At 68.0% G+C, this 21,753-nt stretch carries 17 protein-coding genes and 1 tRNA gene; 10 read left to right on the top strand and 8 right to left on the bottom strand.

Annotated features, from left to right (window positions below; translation table 11 throughout):
• The first annotated feature begins 24 nt into the window (after positions 1-24).
• Positions 25-978: an endonuclease/exonuclease/phosphatase family protein gene (locus AC5RV6_RS16805; RefSeq protein ID WP_494008504.1), complete on the top strand. Its 954-nt coding sequence runs from the start codon at positions 25-27 to the stop codon at positions 976-978.
• Positions 979-1,002: 24 nt separating this feature from the next.
• Here AC5RV6_RS16805 and AC5RV6_RS16810 read toward each other — a convergent pair whose 3' ends face one another.
• From AC5RV6_RS16810 to AC5RV6_RS16820, 3 genes are all read right to left on the bottom strand, one after another.
• The gene (locus AC5RV6_RS16810) at positions 1,003-4,875 is read right to left on the bottom strand and encodes a lamin tail domain-containing metallophosphoesterase family protein (protein ID WP_494008505.1); all 3,873 of its coding nucleotides are present in this window, start codon (positions 4,873-4,875) and stop codon (positions 1,003-1,005) included.
• A gap of 188 nt (positions 4,876-5,063) precedes the next feature.
• Complete coding sequence (locus tag AC5RV6_RS16815; RefSeq protein WP_494008506.1) at positions 5,064-5,750, bottom strand: peptidyl-tRNA hydrolase; 687 nt, start codon at positions 5,748-5,750, stop codon at positions 5,064-5,066.
• A gap of 84 nt (positions 5,751-5,834) precedes the next feature.
• A complete protein-coding gene (locus AC5RV6_RS16820) occupies positions 5,835-7,274 on the bottom strand; it encodes a DUF5129 domain-containing protein (protein WP_494008507.1) in 1,440 nt (479 codons plus the stop codon).
• Positions 7,275-7,490: 216 nt separating this feature from the next.
• On the opposite strand from AC5RV6_RS16820, the gene AC5RV6_RS16825 reads away from it, so the two are divergent.
• Complete coding sequence (locus AC5RV6_RS16825) at positions 7,491-8,225, top strand: glucose 1-dehydrogenase (RefSeq protein WP_494008508.1); 735 nt, start codon at positions 7,491-7,493, stop codon at positions 8,223-8,225.
• 111 nt (positions 8,226-8,336) lie between these two features.
• Here AC5RV6_RS16825 and AC5RV6_RS16830 read toward each other — a convergent pair whose 3' ends face one another.
• Entirely contained in the window at positions 8,337-9,308 is a 972-nt protein-coding gene (locus tag AC5RV6_RS16830; protein WP_494008509.1) for a sugar-binding transcriptional regulator, read from the bottom strand.
• Between the two features lie 123 nt (positions 9,309-9,431).
• On the opposite strand from AC5RV6_RS16830, the gene AC5RV6_RS16835 reads away from it, so the two are divergent.
• The 4 genes from AC5RV6_RS16835 (at position 9,432) to AC5RV6_RS16850 (ending at position 13,353) form a co-directional block, all read left to right on the top strand.
• A complete protein-coding gene (locus AC5RV6_RS16835; protein WP_494008510.1) occupies positions 9,432-11,168 on the top strand; it encodes a glycerol-3-phosphate dehydrogenase/oxidase in 1,737 nt (578 codons plus the stop codon).
• A gap of 147 nt (positions 11,169-11,315) precedes the next feature.
• On the top strand, positions 11,316-12,167 hold the full coding sequence (locus AC5RV6_RS16840) for a DUF1295 domain-containing protein (protein WP_494008511.1): 852 nt from the start codon (positions 11,316-11,318) through the stop codon (positions 12,165-12,167).
• A 407-nt stretch (positions 12,168-12,574) separates the two neighbouring features.
• The gene (locus tag AC5RV6_RS16845) at positions 12,575-12,856 is read left to right on the top strand and encodes a type II toxin-antitoxin system TacA family antitoxin (protein ID WP_494008512.1); all 282 of its coding nucleotides are present in this window, start codon (positions 12,575-12,577) and stop codon (positions 12,854-12,856) included.
• On the top strand, positions 12,853-13,353 hold the full coding sequence (locus AC5RV6_RS16850) for a GNAT family N-acetyltransferase (protein WP_494008513.1): 501 nt from the start codon (positions 12,853-12,855) through the stop codon (positions 13,351-13,353). The genes AC5RV6_RS16845 and AC5RV6_RS16850 overlap by 4 nt, the downstream gene beginning before the upstream one ends.
• Positions 13,354-13,440: 87 nt before the next feature.
• Here the strand turns inward: AC5RV6_RS16850 and AC5RV6_RS16855 are convergent, their stop codons facing one another.
• The 3 genes from AC5RV6_RS16855 to AC5RV6_RS16865 form a co-directional block, all read right to left on the bottom strand.
• Complete coding sequence (locus tag AC5RV6_RS16855) at positions 13,441-14,334, bottom strand: hypothetical protein (RefSeq protein ID WP_494008514.1); 894 nt, start codon at positions 14,332-14,334, stop codon at positions 13,441-13,443.
• Positions 14,335-14,942: 608 nt separating this feature from the next.
• A tRNA-Thr gene (locus AC5RV6_RS16860) sits at positions 14,943-15,019 on the bottom strand.
• Positions 15,020-15,130: 111 nt separating this feature from the next.
• Complete coding sequence (locus AC5RV6_RS16865) at positions 15,131-15,991, bottom strand: DsbA family protein (protein ID WP_494008515.1); 861 nt, start codon at positions 15,989-15,991, stop codon at positions 15,131-15,133.
• Between the two features lie 173 nt (positions 15,992-16,164).
• On the opposite strand from AC5RV6_RS16865, the gene AC5RV6_RS16870 reads away from it, so the two are divergent.
• From AC5RV6_RS16870 to AC5RV6_RS16885, 4 genes are all read left to right on the top strand, one after another.
• Positions 16,165-17,619, top strand: a complete 1,455-nt coding sequence (locus AC5RV6_RS16870; RefSeq protein ID WP_494008529.1) for an alpha,alpha-trehalose-phosphate synthase (UDP-forming) — start codon at positions 16,165-16,167, stop codon at positions 17,617-17,619.
• Complete coding sequence (gene otsB / locus AC5RV6_RS16875) at positions 17,616-18,395, top strand: trehalose-phosphatase (RefSeq protein WP_494008516.1); 780 nt, start codon at positions 17,616-17,618, stop codon at positions 18,393-18,395. Before AC5RV6_RS16870 ends, otsB begins: the two co-directional genes overlap by 4 nt.
• 132 nt (positions 18,396-18,527) lie before the next feature.
• On the top strand, positions 18,528-19,613 hold the full coding sequence (locus AC5RV6_RS16880) for an ABC transporter ATP-binding protein (RefSeq protein ID WP_494008517.1): 1,086 nt from the start codon (positions 18,528-18,530) through the stop codon (positions 19,611-19,613).
• Between the two features lie 123 nt (positions 19,614-19,736).
• On the top strand, positions 19,737-21,089 hold the full coding sequence (locus tag AC5RV6_RS16885; protein ID WP_494008518.1) for a DUF4032 domain-containing protein: 1,353 nt from the start codon (positions 19,737-19,739) through the stop codon (positions 21,087-21,089).
• A 25-nt stretch (positions 21,090-21,114) separates the two neighbouring features.
• Here AC5RV6_RS16885 and AC5RV6_RS16890 read toward each other — a convergent pair whose 3' ends face one another.
• Positions 21,115-21,609 (bottom strand): hypothetical protein, encoded by a 495-nt coding sequence (locus AC5RV6_RS16890; RefSeq protein WP_494008519.1) that lies wholly within the window; start codon positions 21,607-21,609, stop codon positions 21,115-21,117.
• Between the last annotated feature and the right edge of the window lie 144 nt (positions 21,610-21,753).

The following is a 21,753-nucleotide window of genomic DNA, read 5'->3' on the forward strand; positions in this document are numbered from 1 at the left end:
CCGGAGAGCGAAAGAGGAGCAGCCGTGGACAACGCAACCCAGCAGGAGCATCAGGGAACAGCAGGCCGCAGGACAGTCCTGGGGGCCTTGGGCGCCGCCACGCTGGCGGCAACGTTCAGTACCGTCTCTCCCGGGCACGCCGCCGGCCGGCAGCGGCCGCCGGGGCAGCTGATCGGCCCGGCGGCCGCTCCGGACGTGCACGCGATGAGCTTCAACATCCGGATGGAAAGCTCCGAGGCGCGCCCGGGCCAGCCTGACTACTGGCCCGATCGCATTCCCGCCCTGCAGGCGTTGCTCCGTCTGGAGCAGCCCACGGTGCTGGGCGTGCAGGAAGCGGAGTTTCACCAGCTGGCCGCCGTCACGGACGCCCTGCCCGCAACCTATCGGATGGTCGGCTACGGCCGGGAAGGCGGCTGGCACGGAGAGCATTGCAGCATCTATTACGACAGCGCGCGGCTGCGCCTGGTGGCGTGGAACCAGTTCTGGCTGTCCGATGCCATCGGCGTCATCGGATCCAGGACATGGGGCAACCGGATTCCCCGCGTTCTCACCTGGGGAAGGTTCGCGGACCGGGTCACCGGCCGGGAGTTCGTTGCCGCCAACACCCACCTCGATCATGAGTCGGAGAATGCGCGGGTCCGCAGCGCCCGGCTGATGGCCGAGGCCAGGACCTGGTTCGCCGGAACGCCCATGATCCTGATGGGCGACTTCAACGCCTCCGCTGCGGCGTCTCCGGTGTATTCCATCCTCGTCGGCTCCGAAACGTTCCGGGACACCTGGCGGACGGCCGGAAACCGGCTGACGCCGGCGTACGGCACCTCGCCGGGGTACCAGATGCCTGCCGTGGGCGGCCGCCGCATCGACTGGATCCTGGGCACCGACGGGATGCCGGCCCGGTCCACCGCCATCAACCCGTTCCGGCACAACGGACGCTGGCCCAGCGACCATCTTCCGGTGCAGGCCCTGCTCCGCCTCTAGCGGGCCGAGCAGGACCTGCGCGCATCACGGAAGCCGGTCCGCTGCCCGCCGGCGGCGGATCAGGATCAGCGATCCGGCCGCCAGCAGCGCCAGCGCCAACCCGGCGGCGGTGAGGATACCGGCACCCACCCCGGTGTCGGGCAGGCCGCCCTGCACGGAGAGATCCGCGATGCCCGACGCCGCGTCGTCTGACGGTTCAGCCTCGCCGCCGGGCGCGGAGGGGCCGCCGTCCTCCGCTGCACCCCCGCCGGCATTATCGGACGGTTCCGGCGACGGCTGCGGGTCCGCCGGCCCGCCCGGCGTCGGGCTGCCCGGCTCCCCGGGGGAGGCTGCGGCGGCGGGAAGCACGGTGACCGCGGCGGCGGTGTTGCCTGCGGCGTCGGCGGCCCGCACCGTGACCAGCTGCTCGACGTCGGTACGCGGCAGGGCGACCCGGCGTTCAGCGCCGGCGGGAACGGACGCGGCGTCCGCTTCGGCGGACGGACCGGTCACCGCCCACCCGGAGGCGGTGAGCGTGGTGTCCCGGCGCAGCGAGACCTGGGCGACGAACTCGTCGTCTCCGGCGTCGTAGCGGGCGGCCGCGCCGCGGAACTCGGGCTCGTCGTACTTCCAGGCCTCAAACGAGTCCAGGGTCGGCGAGTAGGTGTTCACGGCCATCAGCCCGGCGTCGAGGTCGAACTGGAGCAGGCGCTGGAAGCCGGTGTCCCGGTCCAGCAGATCGGCCCGGGTAACGGTGGGATCGGCGGACTGGGTGGAGCGGTAGCCCTGGTAGTCGGCCAGCATCTCCACCACCGTGCGCCCGCTCGCCCCGACGTTGGTGATGGCGTAGGCGCCGTCGCCGGCGACCTCCGTGGCGTCCACCTGCTCGCCGGTCACCGGGTCGGCGTAGCTGGTGACCACGCCGTGGTAATGCCCGCCGAAGACCAGGAAGACGTTGTCGTTCGGGGCCACCACGGTGTTCCACATCGCATCACCGGTGGCACCGTAGCGCAGCTCGACGTTGTCCCGGGCGCCGCTGGTGTGGAGGTAGGAGTGCGTGGCCAGGATGACGTTGTGCCCCGGATGGGCCTGTGCCTGCGCGGACGCCCACTCCATCTGCTCCAGGGAGGGGCGGTAGGGCAGGTTGATCACCATGAACTCCACGCCCTGCGCCGTGAAGAAATCGGTGTGTGCGGAGTTGTCCCCGGGGGCCCAGGCTTCCCCGTACCAAGGCTGCTCCGAGAACATCTCCACGGGGAAGTACTCGTTGTACTTGTCGTTGTTGTAGCCCCACATGTTGTCGTGGTTGCCGGGCAGCACGCCGTTGGGGACGCCGGCCTCGTTGAGCAGGCCCACGATGCTCCGAGACGCCGCATATTCACGGTCGGCGCGTTCCGCGGAGTGGTTGCCGTTCATCCAGTTCTCGACGATGTCGCCGGTCAGCGAGTTGTAGGCGATCTTGCGGGCATCCTCATTGGCGATCACCCAGGTGGCCATCTGCCGGAAGACGTCCCGGAAGCCCTCGGAGTAGAACTGGGTGTCGGTCATGTGGTTGATCGCGAAGTCGTAGCTGCCGGGGTTCGCGAAGGCTTGGTCGGCCACGCCCACCTCATCAAGCAGCCCGCCTGCGGTGCGCGGCCCGTCGATCACCATCAGGTGACCGACGCCGTCCGTGACCGCCTCGGCCGGCAGGGCGGCGGAAAGCGTCAGGTCGCCGTCGCCGGACGGGACGGCGGCCGCGAGCTGCTGCCACTCGGCCCCCGTCCAGGCGAGCAGCTGCACCTCGTTGCGTGCCTCGCCGGTTCCGGTCCAGGTGAACTCGGGCAGGTCCGCGGCGTCCGGCACCGGGATCTCGAAGCGCTGGAACGGGAAGCCGCCGTCCTCGCCGCGGGTGTCGGGCTCCTGCCGCTCCGAGCCGGTCACCTCCCGCTCGCCGTCGACGGAGAGACCGGCCGGAACGGGGTCGGGGCTGACGCCGGCGTGGACCGTCACGTCCTCGTCCGAACGCAGCGGAGCGGTCCGGGTGCTCAGTTCCAGGGCGGAGTCGTCGGCGTCGGTGACGGTGATGCCGAGATCGGCGCCGTCGCCGGTGCCCGCGTCCACTTTCAGCGCCGGGGTGCCGGGAACGGCGTCCGTGGCCACGGCCACGGGGTCCGTTTCGCCCGGCAGCGGAACGGTCGGATCCACGTAGGGGGTGTCCACAAGGACACCGGGGGTGCGCGGGGCCGCCTGGAAGTCGTGTTCGTTGTCCCCGGTATGCTGCGCGCGGGTCATCGACTCGCCCTCGTCGAAGCGGGTGTAGTTGCGTGCCTCCTCGCCGAGCCGGCAGGGCGTATCGCGGTCGACGTTCACGTCGTACACGGCCACCGCGTCCACCAGCGCACCGGTGTCGTCGGTGATGTACATGCCGTACCCCTCGGTCTCGTTCAGGCCCTCCGTGTAGACGGCCTGGGCCGAGCTGAGCAGGGCACCCGGGGCGCCTGCGGCGGCCATCAGGTAGGTCTGGCCCGGGGCGAGGGTCACGTTGCCCAAGTCCGGAACCTGCGCGTTGGGCCCGACGCCAGCCTGTCCGCTGCCGTAGCAGCGGAAGGCGGAGAACCCCGAAAGGTTGATCGGCTCGGTGCCGTAGTTGGCCAGCTCCACGAATTCGTCGGCGCTGCCGGCGGGGCCGGCGGCGGTGATCTCGCTGATCTTCAGGCCGGTGTGCGGGGAGGGCGCGGCAGCGGTCGGAACGGCGGCCGGGTCGTGGCTGCCGGGGGTGCGGGTGGTGGTGACCGCGAAGTCGGCGTCATTGCTGCCGGTGTCGGCCACCCTCTGGTAGGCCTCGTCGTTGAAGGGGTTCAGCTTCGCCTCCACCGGGGCGCCGTCCGTGCAGGCGCTGTTGCGGTTGTCGTAGGCGCCCACCCGGTCCACGATCTGCTCGTCCGCGGTCAGGAGCATGAGCCCGAAGTCACGGAAGTGCAGGCCGGTGGCGTACGTGGCGTCGGCTTCCGCCGCGAGCGGGGACGCCTCATGGGCGAAGACCCAGCTGTCGCCCGGGGCCACCACCGATCCGGCGGCCACGGAGCCGATCTGCACGTACTGGGTGCCGTTCTCCCCGCAGCGGAAGAGCTGGTAGCCGCCCATGTCCACCGGTGCGGCGCCCTGGTTGGTGATCTCGACGTACTGTTCCGCGGTTCCGGCCGAGCCGCCGTTGGTGAACTCGGTGATCCGCAGTCCGTTGTCCACTTCCCGTACCGTTCCGGCGGCCGCGTTCGGGGCGTCGACGGTACGGGTGGCGACCACCCAGTCCTGTTCGAGGTTTCCGGTGTTGGCCACCCGCTGGTGGGATTCATCGAGCCGGTGCTGCAGCCCGCGCTGCAGCCAGTTCCCGTTGACGTCGGCGCAGTCCGTGGCGACGTCGGCGTGGTAGAAGCCGACGGCGTCCACCCGCTGTCCGGTGCCGTCCTCGAGGAACGCGCCGAAACCGAATTCGTGCAGGCTGGTGTCGTAGAACGCGTCGGCGGCGTAGCCGGAGCCCGCCCGGGCGGCGGTGAACCGGTCTCCCGGGGCCAGGACGGTGCCGGCGGGCACCACTGCCTGCGGACCGTAGCCGCCGCCGGTCTGCCCGCACCGGTAGATCTTCCAGCCGGAGATGTCCATCGGCCCGGCGCCGTAGTTGGTGATCTCGATGAAGTTCTTCGTTGAGTCGCGGTTCGCCTGGGGCGTGGCGCCGGCGCCGCCGTTGGCGATTTCGCTGATCAGCACGTCGGAGCCGGGCCGGATGTCGTAGCGCATCGGCACGGCCCCCTGCGCGGGAACGGCGGCGGAGGCGGCCAGCAGGCCGGCGAGGAGCAGGGCGCCTCCGGCGGTGCCGGAACGGCGCCTGCGGGCAGCGTCGGCCGGAAGTACCGGCCGGCGGGAACGGGTGGAGACCAAGGTATGCCTTTCGGGTGCGGTGCCCCGGAGTGTCCGGGAAGGCATCCCCTCACGGGAGCCTCACCGTCGAGACTTCCCAAGTCAGGGAAAGCCTCGTTGGCCGAAAGGTGAATCGCGGGTGAAGACTGCCCGAACGCCGCATGCCGCGTGCCGGAGACGGCACGGTGCCGCACGCGGCGCGCGGCAGGTCAGGCAGCTGCCGGCGCTCCCGCGGCCACGAAGGCGGTGGCGGTGCCGGGGTCGATCTCGGTCAGCCCGGCGTCGACGATCAGCGGGCCGTTGCCGGGCCGGTCCGCGAGCGCCGCGAAGTCCTCCGCGTCCAGCTCACGCACGAGCACCGTGGCCGGGACCGCGGGCAGCGCCGGAACGGTGTAATCCCCGGCGTCGGCGCCGCCGGTGCGGTCCGCCGCCTGGAGGTACCAGGCCAGCAGCGCGTGCGCGGCCTGCGCTGAGGCCTTGCCGGTGGACATTTTCAGTCCGGCGTTCAGGACGATCACGGGTACGGGGGCACATGCATCGGCCGCGGGCCCGTCCCCGGTGCGCGGCAGCTCGGTTCCGGAAACCTGCAGGGCACGCAGCGCCCGCGGCATCTGCTCATAGGTCACCGGTTCGAAGGCGACGGCGCGGGCCTTGCCGACGGCGGTGATTCCGCCGGGGGCGCCGGCGGCCAGCTTGGTGAAGGCCTTCGGCCCGGCGCGGCGCACGGTCTTGGTGAAGCGCCCGTCCACCCAGCCGGCCCACGCGGCGTCGTCCTGCCGGGCCGCGTAGGACCGGACGGATGCGAGCGCGGCGGCTGCCACGGCGTCGTGATGTGCGGCCGGGTCCGCCTTGTCAACGAGCAGGACGATGGGCTGGACGGTGTCGGCGGGGAGCATGCTCCCAGTTTTTCACGCCCACCGTGCCCGTCGTCGCGCCCGCCGCGGAGCCCCCGAACCGCCGGCAGTCAGGAAACTCCCGCCTCAGAAGCGCGAGGAGCTGCCCGAGCCGGAGAAGCTGCCGCCGCTGGCCCCGTAGCCGGTGCTGGAACCGGAGCTGGCCGCCGAGCGCGCGGACTCCACGCTGCTCACCCCGGCGCTGTAGCTCTGGATATACATGGGGGCGGTGAAATACCAGGTGGACGGGTACGCGGCGTCGAGGATGCCGTAACCGCGCCGGTACCGTGTGCCGCTTCTGCGGGCCTTCTCCATTTCCCCGCGCATCGACTCCAGCTCGGTCTTGTTCTTCGCATAGGCCTCCATCGCGGCCTCGCTGTGCTCCTGCAGCAGCGCCGAGAGTTCCTCCCGGGCGCGGCGCAGTTCATCCAGCGCCTGCTCCGGGCTCATCCGCCCCTCGGCGAGGGCCTGTGCCCACTCCCCCGGCCGGTCCTGGGTGCGGCTGCGGAACCGGCGCAGCGCATCCGCCGTCGGGCCGGAGGCCAGGCCCTGCGCGAACACCTCGTCAAGTTCCTCCAGGTCCTCGCGCAGCGGCATGGCCTGCCGCTCCCATGCGGCCTCCCAGCCCGGTGCCCGGTTCAGCAGGGTGTTGGTGTCGGCAATGACGTCGTCCACGGCGTCGAGCTCACCGGCGGTCTCGGCGTAGCGGTCGATCACCTTGGTGGCCCCGGTGGTCTTCAGCTCCTTGTCGGAGAACGCCCGCGCCTGGTTGCCCAGCTCCGTGGCCTCCGAGTACTGCTCCCGAAAGCTGCGGTACCGGTCGAGGACCTTGGCGCCGTAGGGGGAGTTCTCCGGAATGGTGTGGGTGTTCAGTTCGGTTGCGTCCAGGTCCGCGGTGACGCTGGCGTAGGCGGCTTCGGCCTCGCGCAGCTTCTCCCGGTTCTTCTTCTGCCGGTTGTTCCGCACCAGCACGACGGCGCCGGCGGAGATGCCGCCCGCCGCCAGGACGCCGCCCCCGGCGACGTAGAGCGCCGGGTTCCGGTACCAGGGACGGTTGATCAGTTCCGCACCGCGTTCGACGCCGGCAATCGCGGCGTCGGTCCACTGCGCATCCCGCAGCAGGTCGTACGTGGACTCCTGGATGTCCTCGCGCTGCTCCAGGCTGACCTTGCGGTCCTCGCCCATATAGGTGCCCACCTGCCGGCCGACCGGGTCGAAGGCGAAGAGGTAGAGTCCGTCGGCCCATTTCTGGCCGTCGGGGCTGAGCCAGTCCGGATGCTCGGCCCGGGCATAGGTCAGGACCTCCTCGTTGAAGTTGTCGGAGGCGCTGCCGTTGCGGGTGTACACGGCCACCTTGGTCGGTTCGTAGAAGTCGATCTCCTCCAGGGCGGGCAGCAGCGTGTTCCGGTCCAGCACGCCGGCGGTGTCCTCCACCACGATGTCGGTGGGCGTCACGGCGAGCGCTGCCGGCGCTCCCCCCAGCAGGGCCAGCACGGTCAGGAGGGCGACGGCGAACAGGCGGCGCATTTGGGGGCCTTTCGGATTGGTGCACCGGGCGGTGCAGCAGGTGCTTCTCAGCCCAACGTACCGCCGGCTGCCGGCCCGCACCTCCGTCGGAGGGACCATTTTCGTGCTCCCGGCCACCCGGGTCCGTTCTCCCGGTCACATCCGGTGCCGTGGCGGAATCTTCCGATGTGACCGCTGTTGAAGAAGACAAGCAACCGTTCAACAGAAGGAGACAGCATGGGACGCGTGGAGAACAAGGTGGCCCTGATCAGCGGCGGCGCCCGGGGCATGGGTGCCGCGCATGCGAAGGCCCTCGTGGCGGAGGGCGCGCGCGTCGTCATCGGCGACATTTTGGACGAGGACGGCCGGAAGACCGCCGAGGCCCTCGGCGACGGCGCCCGGTACGTGCACCTGGACGTCACCCGCCCGGAGGACTGGGAGGCGGCGGTGCGCACCGCCGTCGAGGAGTTCGGCGGCCTGGACGTGCTGGTGAACAACGCCGGCATCGCCAACTTCGGGCACATCGAGGACTTCACCCTCGATCAGTGGAACGCCATTGTGAACATCAACCTGACCGGCGTGTTCCTGGGCATCAAGGCGGCCATTCCCGCCCTGAAGGAGTCCACGGGCGGCTCGATCATCAACATCTCCTCCACCGCGGGGCTGCAGGGCTTCGTGGAGCTGCCCGGCTACACCGCCACCAAGTACGGCGTGCGCGGCCTGACCAAGTCGGTGGCCCTGGACCTGGGCAAGTACGGGATCCGGGTCAACTCCATCCACCCCGGCGTGATCAGGACCCCGATGACCGAGGGCATGGACAACCCGATGAACCACGTGGCCCTGCACCGGATGGGCGAGGCGCAGGAAGTGTCCAACATGGTGGTGTTCCTGGCCGGTAACGAGTCGAGCTTCTCCACCGGCGCGGAGTTCGTGGTCGACGGCGGCGAGACCGCCGGCCTGGCCAACCATTAGGACGTTCCACCAGCGGGCCGGCGCCGCCGCCATCCCCCTCCGGCGGCGCCGGCCCGGCGGCTGGAACGCTCCGGCGGCTAGAACGCTCCGGTGTCTGGAACGCTCGGGTGGCTAGAACGCGCCGGGCATCAGCCGGGAGAGCCGGCGCATCAGGGTCCGGGCGGTGCCGTCGTCGATCGCCAGGTCGGTGATCACTCCGGCCCGCAGCGCGGCGATGAGCCCGGGCACCTTGTGGTCTCCGGCCACCACGCACAACCGCCGGGGAATCCGGCGCAGCTCCTGCGGCGTGGGCCCGGAGGCCCGCCGGTTCAGGCCGATGTCGGCGTAGGTGCCGTCCTCCCGAAGGAACACCGTGCACACATCGCCCACCACCCGGTGCGCGGCGAACTCCCGGAACGCGTCCTCGGTGAGGTAGCCGCCGCTGTAGACCTCCGACGGCGAGGGGCCCTCGAAGGCGCCCACGCTGAACACCGCCAGATCCGCCTCGGCGCGGACGGCAAGGACCCGGCGCACCGTGGATTCGCGCCACATCAGCTCCCGGGTCCGCTCGTCGTCGAAGAACGCCGGGGTGGGGAACTCGATGAGCGCGGCGTCGAAGGACGCGGCCATCTGCGGCAGCAGCCCGGGCGCCCGGCCGGTCTCCGGGTCCCGCGCACTGACCGCGCCGTTCATCTGCACCACCATGGCGTCCCGGGTCGGCTTGGGCTGCACGTGGGCGGCGACGGCCGACGTCGTCGTTCCCCAGGCCACGCCCATCGTCATGCCGTCTCCGAACCAGTCCCCGATCAGCACCGCGGCATGCCGGGCCGCCGCTTCCAGCCGCTGCGCCGGCGTGGCCGTCGGCGAGACGGCGGCGAGGTAGGTGGTGACACCGAAGGTTTTCTGCAGGGCACGGACCAGTTCATTGCCCGTGTCCACCGGCGCGGCCAGGGTGATACGCACAATGCCCCGGTCCCGGGCCGCCTGCAGCATGCGGGACACCGTGGACCGGGAGACCGCGAACCGTTCCGCGACGGCCTCCATGGTGGCCCCCTGGATGTAGTAGAGCTCCGCGGCGCGGTACAGCTGGGCGTCTTCGTGCATGACCGCCTTCCCACTTGTGCACGTTTGTTCAATTGCTTTGATCGTACTCCCAGCCGGGGCCTAGAGTCCTTCGAACAGCACTGCCGGGACGAAGTCGTCCCATCCCCTCTGAAAGGTTTCACCGTGACCTCCAGCCTGCTTACCGCGGCCACCCGCACCGCGGCCCTGAACGACATGGCCGATGGCCCCGAACTCGATGTCCTCGTCGTCGGCGGCGGCGTTACCGGCGCCGGCATCGCCCTGGACGCGGTGTCCCGCGGCCTGCGCACCGGCATCGTCGAGGCCCAGGACTGGGCCGGCGGCACCTCGCAGTGGTCCTCCAAGCTGGTCCACGGCGGGCTGCGCTACCTGCAGCAGCTGGACTTCAAGCTGGTCGCCGAGGCGCTGCGCGAGCGTGAGCTGCTGCTCGACTCCCTGGCCCCGCACCTGGTCAAGCCGGTGCCCTTCCTCTACCCGATCACCCACCGCGGCTGGGAGCGCCCCTACGTCGCCGCCGGCATCGGCCTCTACGACACCATGGCCCACGTCGGTGCCAAGAACGCCACCATGCCCATCCAGCGCCACCTCGGCCTGAAGGGCGTCAAGGAGGCTTTCCCGGACATCAAGCCGGAGACCATGGTCGGCGCCATCAAGTACTGGGACGGCAAGGTCGACGACGCCCGCCTGGTGCTCACCATCGTCCGCACCGCCGTGCGCCTGGGCGCGCTGGCCGCCAGCCGGACCCGCGCCGTCGGGTTCCCCAAGGATGAGAGCGGCCGAGTGGTCGGCGCCGTCGTGCGTGACCTGGAGACCGGCGAGGAGCGCCTGGTGCGCGCCAGGTCCGTGATCACCGCCACCGGCGTCTGGACCGAAACCACCCAGGACCTGGCCAAGGCCGACGGCGGCCTGAAGGTACTGGCCTCCAAGGGCATCCACATCGTCGTCCCGCGGGAGCGGATTTCCGGCGAGACCGGCCTGATCCTGCAGACCGAGAAGTCCGTGCTGTTCGTGATCCCGTGGGAGCGCTACTGGATCATCGGCACCACCGACACCCCGTACCACCAGGACCTGTCGACGCCGGTCGCCACCAGCGCGGACATCGACTACGTGATCGAGCACGCCAACGTGGTGCTGGAGAAGCCGCTGACCCGCGACGACGTGATCGGCACGTTCGCCGGCCTGCGCCCGCTGCTGCAGCCGGGCACCAAGGGCGACGAGCAGTCCACCAAGATCTCCCGCGAGCACACCGTCACCGAGGTGGTGCCCGGCCTGATCGCCATCGCCGGCGGGAAGCTGACCACCTACCGGGTGATGGCGGAGGACGCCGTGGACCTGGCCCTCGGCGCACGCGCCAAGGAGCTGCCCTCCGTCACCGCCAAGACCCCGCTGCTGGGCGCCGACGGCTACCTGCCGCTGACCCGCCAGGCCGCCGCGCTGGGCGTCAGGTACGGCTGGAACGAGCAGCAGGTGATGCGCATGCTGGACCGCTACGGCTCGGCCATCAGCGAGGTCCTCGAGCTGGTCGACGAGCGGCCGGAGCTGGCCGTCCCGCTGCAGGGCGCCCCGGCCTACCTGCGCGCGGAGATCGTGCACGGCTGCACCCACGAGGGCGCCCTGCACCTGGAGGACCTGTTCGACGTCCGCACGCGCCTGGTCTGGGAAGCCCCGAACCACGGCCTGGACGCCGTCGAGGAGATCGCCGACCTGGCCGCCGAGGCACTGGGCTGGGACCAGCCCCGCCGCGACGCCGAGGTGAAGGCGTACCGCACCCGCAGCGAGGCGCAGGACGCCGCCGCCGCCCTCCAGGACGAGGCCGCCGCGGCAGCAGCCCGCGCAGCGGTGCCGAGCGTGACCGAGCTGGTGGCACCCGCCGCACGCTAGGCAGGGAAGGCCACCGGATAATGGCATGAGGCAGGGCCGTCGGGAAACCGGCGGCCCTGCCTGCTTTGTGTCGGACTTTTGGCTCGGACCGCCTGGGAAGCGGGCAAAGGGTCCCGTACGACGGCGCGTCACCGTACGCTGCCGGGAATGGACCCGTTCCTTCTCGGCTTCTGGCTCTTCGTTGCGACCACCGCCGGCACGTGGGTGATGTCGCTGCTCACCCGGGAGTACTCGTGGACGGACCGGATCTGGTCGCTGACGCCGAGCGTCTACCTGTGGCTCTATGCGGCCGCCTCGGGCGGGGATCCGCGGATCGTGCTGATGGCCGTCCTGGTGTCCCTGTGGGGTGCACGCCTGACGTTCAACTATGCCCGCAAGGGCGGCTACCGTCCCGGCGGTGAGGACTACCGGTGGGGCGTGCTGCAGCGCAGGATGCGGCCCTGGCAGTTCCAGCTCTTTAACTTCGCCTTCATCAGCGTCTATCAGAACGCCATCATCTGGCTGATGACGCTCCCGGTGCTGACGGTCTATCAGCATCCAGGCCCGCTCACCGCCGCGGACTGGGTGCTGGCGGCTCTGTTTATGGGGGCCCTGGCCGGCGAGAGTGCGGCGGACCAGGAGCAATGGAGATTCCAGCAGTGGAAGAAGGTTGAGCGGGCAGACGGCCGCACCCCGCAGCCGGGCTTCGTGCAGACCGGGCTTTTCCGTTTCTCCCGTCACCCGAACTTCTTCTTCGAGCAGCTGCAGTGGTGGCTGTTCTACGGCTTCGCGGTCATCGCCTCCGGGACGTGGCTGCACTGGACCCTGGCCGGGCCGGCGCTCCTGACCCTGCTGTTCATCGGCTCGACGACGTTTACGGAGAGCATCTCCCGCAGCCGCTATCCGGAGTACCGGCTCTACCAAGAGCGGACCTCGGCAATCCTTCCACTGCCGCCCTCTACCGATTTCCGCCGATGCAGCCGATGCAGCCGATGCAGCCGATGCAACTGTAGGAGCTAATGGGAGGCCAGGCGATGATCAGACACCAGCTAAGAGAACACATCTCTACCCGGAGATCGATTGCTCCCCTCAGCCAAGTAGTTCGGGGCAGAGTACTGACCACCCTATGCGGGGAGCCTCAGGGCAAAGAGCCGCCAAACCTGTGTCGGGAAGGCCTGCTGCTTTGGACGAGGCATGCGAGCACGTGAACGGCCTCAGCGACTGACGATCAACTCCCAAGAAGACGAGCTACTCCTGCTCAGGTCGGCAGACGTCTCCTGCAGGTCCTTGATCACAGGTTCTACGACGCGCTCTATGCGATGGGACCAAGCCTCCGTCAGGAGCAGACGCAGCCCAAGAGTTGACATTCGAGACCCGCCGTACGCACAATGTACTCACAGTACGGACGCTGTACGTACGAGGGGGAGATGATGGAAACTAAAAAAAATCAGAGAATACAGGTGCGAGCAACAGAGCGCCAGGAGAGCTTGATCCGGCGGGCCGCAGAGGCCACAGACAGATCGCTCACAGACTTTATTATGGAAAGCGCCAGCATGGAGGCTGAACGGGTTTTAGCTGACCGCAGATGGTTCCTTTTAAATGAGTCTCAATGGGAAGAATTTAATAGGCTCCTGGATGCACCATTACATTCAACTCGTAAGCTGGAGAACCTGGCACGCCGCCCGAACCCTTTTTCTGATGCAGAATGAGCTTTCATCACCCGCGGAAGCTTGAAAAGGATGATGACCGCTCAGGATTTGATTCCGGCGCCGAAGAGTTGGATGACTGGCTTCGGCAGTTTGCCTATGAGAATCTCCGAGCCAACAACGCCATCACATATGTATGCATGTCAGATGGAGTAGTAGCGGGCTACTACTCCATCGCAGTGGCAGGAGTGGACAGGGCAGAGGCGCCCCTGCCAATCAAGAAGGGGTCCGTACCAACTTCAATCCCTTGCATACTGCTGGCTCGCCTAGCTGTTGATCGAAAACACCAAGGGAAGGGCATTGGCGCGGCTCTACTTACGGATGCTTTCAAGCGGGCGGCGCAAGTAAGTGAAGCTGTTGGAGCTAGGGCAATGCTGATCCACTCCCGCGACGAGGCAGCCAGAGACTTCTACGAGAAACTCGCCGACTGCCACCGGTCACCCACATCAGAACTGCAGCTAATGATTCCAATGAAGTACCTGCGCACGCAGTTTCTTTAACCCGCATGAGTACGATTCTGGTCCCCTGCGGCAGATTGAACTCAGCCCTACCTCAACAGATTAATCAGCCGCAGGGGGGAACCCGAATCAAGAAGTGGCTGGCTCCGTTGCACTAACGAGCGCCCTAAGGGCGTCCTCGCACCAGCCGATCGGGTCATAGTACCTAACTTCAAACTCTCCTGACGCGAGCAGCTCCGGCACCCAGAACCAGCCGCCCTCTCCGCCGGTTAGGGACTCGCGTACACGCTCGACATGCGCTTTCAGCGATAACGCGTCACTTTGGACGATTGCGCAAGAAGCCAAATTAAGCAAGCGCACCCACGGCTCCCTAGACATGACCTCATTCGAAAAGAAATCGTGCGCTGTTTCTGGGTCCGTGGGAATCAGCGTAAATGCCCAGTACCTACGGAGGGCCCTGCTCCCAGGGTCCCTCTCAAGAATTACGCTTGCGTAGTCTTGAGCGCTTTTCAAGCCTTCGTTCTGGATGAGGTGAAGAATATCTTCCATCACCTCAACTTCAGTCGTTCCGCTCAGGATCATGTCCGGATCATCATCCCGGAGCGTATGCTGTCTCAGTAGCGCGCTAAGAGATAGGACCGCAGAAGACGGCCTCTCCAACAGCCTAGACACGTCCATTCCGCAACGGCGTGCGGTCTCTTCAGGGGCAAGAGAGAAACTGATTTCCCACGGGACCGACCCTGGATCCCATTCATGTAGGTAGTTTTTTGAAAACCTGTCAAACACCCACTGGGTAGCACTTTGCCCACCCGCTACCTGCAAAGACTCAACAGGAACTCTTACTCGGAGGTATTCGGAGATCCTCCAGTCCACAAGGTGAGCTGTCGCTGCCTCGTCAATCCAGGTCTCGATCTGCTTGCGAAAAGGGCCAGCCGAGGCGGCGATAAGGATATCCAACCAAGAAGATGACTCATGCAACTGGTCGTCAGCGACCTTTTCGAAGTACTGCACCCAGTCAGACACGACAAGTGGTAACCGTATTTCGGGGTTCCGTTGCCTTTGACGCCACGCCATTGCAATGTGAAGAGCAATTTTTCTCCTCAGTGCGCGTCGCAAGTGCCTTCGCAATACCGCGTCTGCAGGGATCCCTCTTTCGCCCAGACGAGCCAACGCCGACGTAGCCCATACGGAGCGTCGAAGCCCGTCAAGCCAAGGGGAGCTCAGGACCAGCTGTTCAACTGCTGCGATTAGCTCTCCCGTCGTGCTCGCTGCCGTAGGCCCATAGGGATTCTTGGACGGGTCGAATACCCCTAATCCAAACTGTGCAGCCTGCTGATAGGACCGCATTTCACATTGAATCGCCGCCAGCATATCTGCGCAGTCTTGGGCACTATGACACCTTTCATGCCCGGAGTCCTTACATGCTTCGCAGATGCGGAGAGCATTCTTTAGATCATTGATCTTGTAAATCAAGAGCATCCCCCCGATGTTCCATGTGCTGCTGCGTATCTCTATAGGAAACCACGCTATAGGCCTGCCACAACGCAGCCGACTCTCACGCCATCCACTTTGAAGCCCGAAGTTGTCCCTCCTGATCAGCGCTACGCGTGCTGGGAGGGTTTTCGGTGGAATGGAGCCCCCTGCCGGATTCGAACCGGCGACCCCCTGTTTACAAGACAGGTGCTCTGGCCAACTGAGCTAAGGAGGCGGTGCCGGGAGCGTGCCCGGCGGGGCTGGCGCGAGGCCAGCCCCTCAAGGGTAGCCGACGGCGGGGTCCCGGTGGAAACCGGGGCCGCACGCCGTCGGGCCCTGCAGGTTGCTACTCCGAGTCCGCGCCGCCGTTGCCGTCGATGGCTGCCTGGACGGTCTCGGTGAAGGCGTCCAGGTTCGCCTCGGTGCCGTTGACGTACACGGTCGGGGTGCCTTCCACGCCGTCGGCCTGCGCCAGATCGGTGGTGTACTTCACGTAGGTGCGGAAGCCGTCGTTCTTGATGCAGTCCTCGGCGCCTTCGGCGCCCACGGAGGCGGCCATGTCGGCCAGGCCCTGGTTGTCGACCTCGCCCTGGGCATGCTGGGCGAAGATCGCCGCGGTGAAGTCCCAGTAGGACTCCGGGGCGGTGTCCGCGACGCAGGCGGCCGCGTTGGCTCCGCGGGAGGAGTAGTTCGTGGGCGAGTTCCGGTCCAGGAACGAGACCAGGCGGTACTCGTAGGTGACCTCGCCGGCGTCGAGCCACTGGGCGATCTGGTCGCCGTAGACGTCTTCGAAGGTGGCGCAGTGCACGCAGTTCACGTCGGCGTAGACCACGATCGGCACCGGTTCGCCCTCGGCTGCCGGCTCGACGCCGCGCGGCGGCTGGCCCTCGCCGGTGCCCTCGGGCAGGTTCTCGGTGTCCACCTCGCCGCCGTCGGTCGGTGCCAGGGAGGTGGTGGAGGTCAGCGTCACGCCGCCGTCCAGGTTGCCGTTGGCGGGCGCCGGGCCGGCGGCCGGAATGGAGCGGTTCATGTTGCTGAACACCACGGCGAAGATCAGGGCGATGACCGCGACGACCGCGACCACTACGCCCCAGCGCACCAGCAGCTTGTTCCGCTTTTCCTTGCGCAGCTGTTCCTCACGCAGCGCGCGGGCCTTCTCCCGTGCCTCCGCGGTCCGCTCAGCCTTGGTCGGCCTGGGATTGCTCATGTGTCCTCACGTCTCTCAGCGATAACCTTCCACCGGGCATGGTGGCAAAACTGCCTACAGTCTAGCTATCGCAGCTGGGGGGTTCTTCCTTACGCCTAACGCGCACCCCCCGCGCGCCGGTTCCCTCTTCGATAGAGTGGCGGAGAGACCCCAGAAACAGAGGAGTGCTGATCGTGGACGCTGCGGCCGTTGATCCGGGCAAGGAAAATCAAGCGGACGGGTACGGCGATTTCGACTTCATCGTGGTGTCCAACCGGCTGCCGGTGGACCGCGTCAGCGGGCCCGACGGCGAATCGTGGCGCCGCTCCCCCGGCGGACTGGTGACCGCCCTCGCGCCGGTGATGGCGAAGGCCGACGGCGCGTGGGTGGGCTGGCACGGCGCACCCGACGAGACCCTCGACGAGTTCGACCACGACAACATCCACCTGCGGCCGGTGCCGCTGTCCGCCGATGAGGTGGAGCTGTACTACGAGGGCTTCTCCAACGCCACGCTGTGGCCCCTCTACCACGACGTCGTCGCGCCGCCGGAGTTCCACCGGACCTGGTGGGACGCCTACCGCGCCGTGAACGAGCGCTTCGCGCAGGCCGCGGCGGAGATCGCCGCCGAGGGCGCCACCGTCTGGGTGCAGGACTACCAGCTGCAGCTGGTCCCGCAGCTGCTGCGGAAGCAGCGCCCGGACCTGAAGATCGGCTTCTTCAACCACATCCCGTTCCCACCCATGGAGATCTTCGCCCAGCTGCCCTGGCGCCGGAACATCATTGCCGGGCTCCTCGGCGCCGACCTCATCGGCTTCCAGCGCTCCGGCGACGCCAGCAACTTCCTGCGCTGCGTGCGCCGCTACGCCGGCCACACCATCCGCGCTCAGCAGGTGCATGTCACCGCCGAGGACGGCACTTCGCACATCTCCCGCGCCGAGGCGTTCCCCATCTCCATCGACGCCAACCAGATCACCGAGCTCGCCCAGCGCGAGGACGTCCTCGCCCGCTCCAAGCAGATCCGCCAGGAGCTGGGCGATCCCGACGTCGTGCTGCTGGGCGTGGACCGCCTCGACTACACCAAGGGCATCAGCCACCGGCTGAAGGCCTACGGCGAGCTCCTGGAGGACGGGCGGATCACCGTGGAGGGCGCCTCGCTGATCCAGGTCGCCAGCCCCAGCCGCGAGCGCGTGGAACAGTACCGGCTGCTGCGCGAGGAGGTCGAGGGCACCGTGGGCCGGATCAGCGGCACCTTCGACACCATCTCCAACACCGCGATCCGCTACCTGCACCACAGCTACCCGGTGGAGGAGATGGTGGCCCTCTACCTGGCCGCCGACGTCATGCTCGTCACCGCCCTGCGCGACGGCATGAACCTGGTGGCCAAGGAATACGTGGCCGCCCGGACCAACAACTCCGGCGTGCTGGTGCTCAGCGAGTTCGCCGGCGCGGCGGACCAGCTGCGCCAGGCGGTGCTGGTGAACCCGCACGACATCGACGGGCTCAAGGACGCCATCGTCACCGCCATGCAGATGCCGGACCGGGAAGCCCAGCGCCGGATGCGCCTGATGCGCCGCCAGGTGCTGCAGAACGACGTCGAACGCTGGTCCCAGGACTTCCTCACCGCCCTGCGCAACACGGAGGACGCATGAGCATCCCCGATTCCGACCTGCAGGCGGCACTGGCCGAACTGGCGGGCACCGAAACGCTGCTGGTCGCCCTGGACTTTGACGGCACCCTCTCGCCGCTGGTCGAACACGCCGACGACGCCCGCCCGCTGCCGGAGTCGGCAGCCGCCGTGCAGCAGCTCGCCGCACTGCCCCGAACGCTGACGGCGCTGATCTCCGGCCGGGCCCTGGACAGCCTGCGCCTGGTGGCCGCCCCCGAACCGGAAACCCTGCTGATCGGCAGCCACGGCGCCGAAACCTGGACCGGGCCCAACGCCGAACCGCTGCAGCTGACCCCGGAGCAGGCCGACCTGCTCGCCCGGGCCCGGACGGCGGTCCAGGAAGTCGTCGACGCATGTCCCGGCTGCCGGATCGAGCACAAGCCGGCCGGCGTCGTACTGCACACCCGCAGCGTCGCCGACGACGTCGCGTCCGCGGCCACCGCCCAGGCCCGCGAGCGGCTCGGCGAGCTGGACGGCGTGCACGTCACCGACGGCAAAGCCGTGCTGGAGGCCTCCGTCATCCGCACCAGCAAGGGCGAAGGCATCCAGGCGCTGCGCGAACTCACGGGCGCGACCGCCGTCCTCTTCGGCGGCGACGACGTCACCGACGAGCGGGCCTTCGCGGTGCTTCAGCCGCAGGACCTCGGCATCAAGGTGGGCCCGGGCGCCACCGCAGCGGCGTTCCGGGTGGATTCACCCGAGGAAATGAGCGGCGTGCTGACCGAGCTGCTGCGCCTGCGCAGCGCCGCCGTGGGCTGAAACTTTTCCTTTCACAAAGCGGAAACGCGTGCCATACTGACCCTGTCCCGCGCGCAGGGACAGCGAATTGAATACACACCCATTCACAACGGATCGTCGGGCACGTACCTGCCCGTGAAGGGAAATACCACCATGGCAACGGTAACTTTCGACAAGGCCACGCGCCTGTATCCGGGCACTGACCGCCCGGCCGTGGACGGCCTGGACCTGCAGATCGCCGACGGCGAGTTCCTGGTCCTCGTCGGCCCCTCCGGCTGCGGCAAGTCCACCTCCCTGCGGATGCTCGCAGGCCTCGAGGACGTCAACTCCGGCAGCATCCTCATCGGCGACCGCGACGTGACCGATGTCCCGCCGAAGGACCGTGACATTGCCATGGTCTTCCAGAACTACGCGCTCTACCCGCACATGTCGGTGGCCGACAACATGGGCTTCGCCCTCAAGATCGCGGGCGTGTCCAAGGAAGAGCGGATGAAGCGGGTCCAGGAAGCGGCGAAGCTGCTGGACCTGGAGGACTACCTCGACCGCAAGCCCAAGGCACTCTCCGGCGGCCAGCGCCAGCGCGTTGCCATGGGCCGGGCCATCGTCCGGAACCCGCAGGTGTTCCTCATGGATGAGCCGCTGTCCAACCTGGATGCGAAGCTGCGCGTGCAAACCCGCACCCAGATCGCCTCGCTCACCCGCCGGCTCGGCGTCACCACCGTCTACGTCACCCACGACCAGACCGAGGCCATGACCATGGGCGACCGCGTGGCGGTGCTCAAGGACGGCGTCCTCCAGCAGGTCGACACCCCGCGCCGGCTCTACGACCACCCGGACAACGTCTTCGTGGCCGGCTTCATCGGCTCCCCCGCCATGAACCTGCTCGAGCTTCCCGTCGTCGACGGCGGCGTCGCCTTCGGCGGCACCGTCTACCCGGTTGCCAGCAGCGTGCTCGGCAGCGCCGGCCGGACCGTCACCCTCGGCGTCCGCCCCGAGGACCTGGAGACCGTGGGCGAAGGCGCCGGACTCAAGGTCGAGGTGGACGTGGTCGAGGAGCTCGGCGCCGATGCCTACATCTACGGACACACCGACCTCGACGGCACCGAGCACCAGATCGTGGCCCGCGTGGACGGCCGCCGCCCGCCGATGAAGGGCGAGACCATCTATGTGCGCCCCCAGCAGGGACATGTGCACCTGTTCGATTCCTCCAGCGGAGAGCGGCTGGCGGACGAGGCCTGACCTGTCTTCCACCGGCTGAATCCCCTGCGGCGGCCTCCTGACCTGTTCTAAGATTTGGGTCAGGGGGTCGCCGTTCAGCCTTAAGTCCGCAGCGTCCAACGATTCATGCAGGCAGGGACCGCTATGACCGACACCGCGCGCGCCAACTGGCGCAACGAACCCACCGACTGGGAGCAGGCGGGGAAGCTGCCCCGCCCACATGAGGAGTCCGGCGCACGAAGCCTGGGGTCGCTGGACGTGACCAGTGCGTCCATGGACCCGGCCCTGCTGGACCTGCCCTGGCACCTGCCGCTGGAGGAGTGGCCCACCGACCGCCTGGCGGCTCTGCCGCGCGGCATTTCCCGCCACGTGGTGCGTTTCGCCCGACTGGGCGATTCACTGATCGCGATCAAGGAGACCGGCGAGCACATTGCCCGGCACGAGTACCACATGCTGCGCAAGCTCCGCCGGCTCAATGTTCCGTGCGTGGCGCCCGTCGCCGTCATCACCGGCCGCAGCGATGAACACGGCGAGCCGCTGGATCCGGTCCTGGTGACCCGGCACCTGCGGTTCTCCCTCCCCTACCGGGCGGTGTTCTCACAGACCCTGCGGCAGAACACCCTGACCCGGCTCATCGACGCCCAGGCGCTGCTCCTGGTGCGCCTGCACCTGGCCGGCTTCTACTGGGGCGACGTCTCGCTGTCCAACACCCTGTTCCGGCGCGACGCCGGCGCCTTCGCCGCCTACCTGGTGGACGCGGAAACCGGAGAGCTCTATCCCGAGCTTTCCAGCGGGCAGCGTGAGTACGACCTCGAGATCGCCCGGGTGAACATCGCCGGCGAGCTGATGGACCTGGCCGAGGGCAACCTGATCGAGGAGAGCGTCGACCCGCTGGCCACCAGCGAGCGGATCATGGACAGTTACCGCAACCTGTGGCGGGAGCTGACCGAACAGGAGACCTTCGCTCCGGGCGAGCGATGGCGGGTGGACGCCCGCATCCGCAGGCTCAACGACCTGGGGTTCGACGTCGACGAGCTGGCCATCCGCACCACCGCCGACGGCACGCAGGTGCAGCTGCAGCCGAAGGTGGTCGACGCCGGCCACCACCAGCGCCGGCTGCTGCGGCTGACCGGGCTCGACGCGCAGGAGAACCAGGCCCGCCGGCTGCTCAACGACATGGACTCCTACCGGGCCGACAACCATCCCGAGCTCGACGAGGAGCTGAGCGCCCATCTGTGGGTCTCCCAGGTGTTCCAGCCGATCGTCAGGGCGATGCCGCAGGAGCTGGGCAGCAAGCTGGAGCCGGCCGAAGTGGTCCACGAGGTGCTCGAGCACCGCTGGTACATGTCCGAGGAACAGAACCGCAACGTGCCCATGGCCGAGGCCGTGCAGTCCTACATGGACAACATCCTGCGCCACCGCCGGGACGAGGCGGCCATCCTGCTGACGGCGGACACCAAGACCCTGAAAATCCTGGGCGGCGGCGGGACCGGCTGAGAACGCGTCCCGCCGCCGGATCGGTCTAGACGCTGCCGCAGGTGTATTCGACGCCGTCCACGTAATGCGTGCCCGGGCCGAGATCCTGGCAGGTGGTGATGAGCGCGGTCATGCCGATCACCAGGATAATCGTCGTCAGCACGGTGAACAGGATGTTCAGTGCGGAGAGGACGATGCCGACCACGGCAGGGACGTTGCCCATGTTGGCCCGCTTGGAGCGGCGCAGGCCCATGATGCTCAGGACCAGGCCGCCGATGCTCAGGACCGGGAAGAAGGCCAGGACCAGGCCAATGATGCCGAACGTCTTGCCCGGGTTCTCGGGCGGGTATCCGTAGCCGGCGGGCCCGCCCTGGCCCGGCATTCCATAGGGCTGCCCGTACGGCTGCTGGGCATACTGCTGCGGATACTGCTGCGGCTGCCCGGCCTGCTGCTGTCCGTACGGCTGCTGCCCGGGCTGCTGCCCTCCGCTGCCATTGACGTCGGTCACGTTGTTCCCCCTGGAGTGCTGCGGATCATTCACGCGGACAGTCTACCGTTCCGGCGTTTCCGGGCTGTGGCCACCTTCACGCCGGGGCCCGGGCACGCGCAGGGGTGCCGCTGACGTTAAATGGTGGATAAGCAGTCTGTCCGGAAACCGCAACCGCAATCCAAAGGATGATTGGCA

It is taken from the genome of Arthrobacter saudimassiliensis (genome assembly GCF_059090665.1).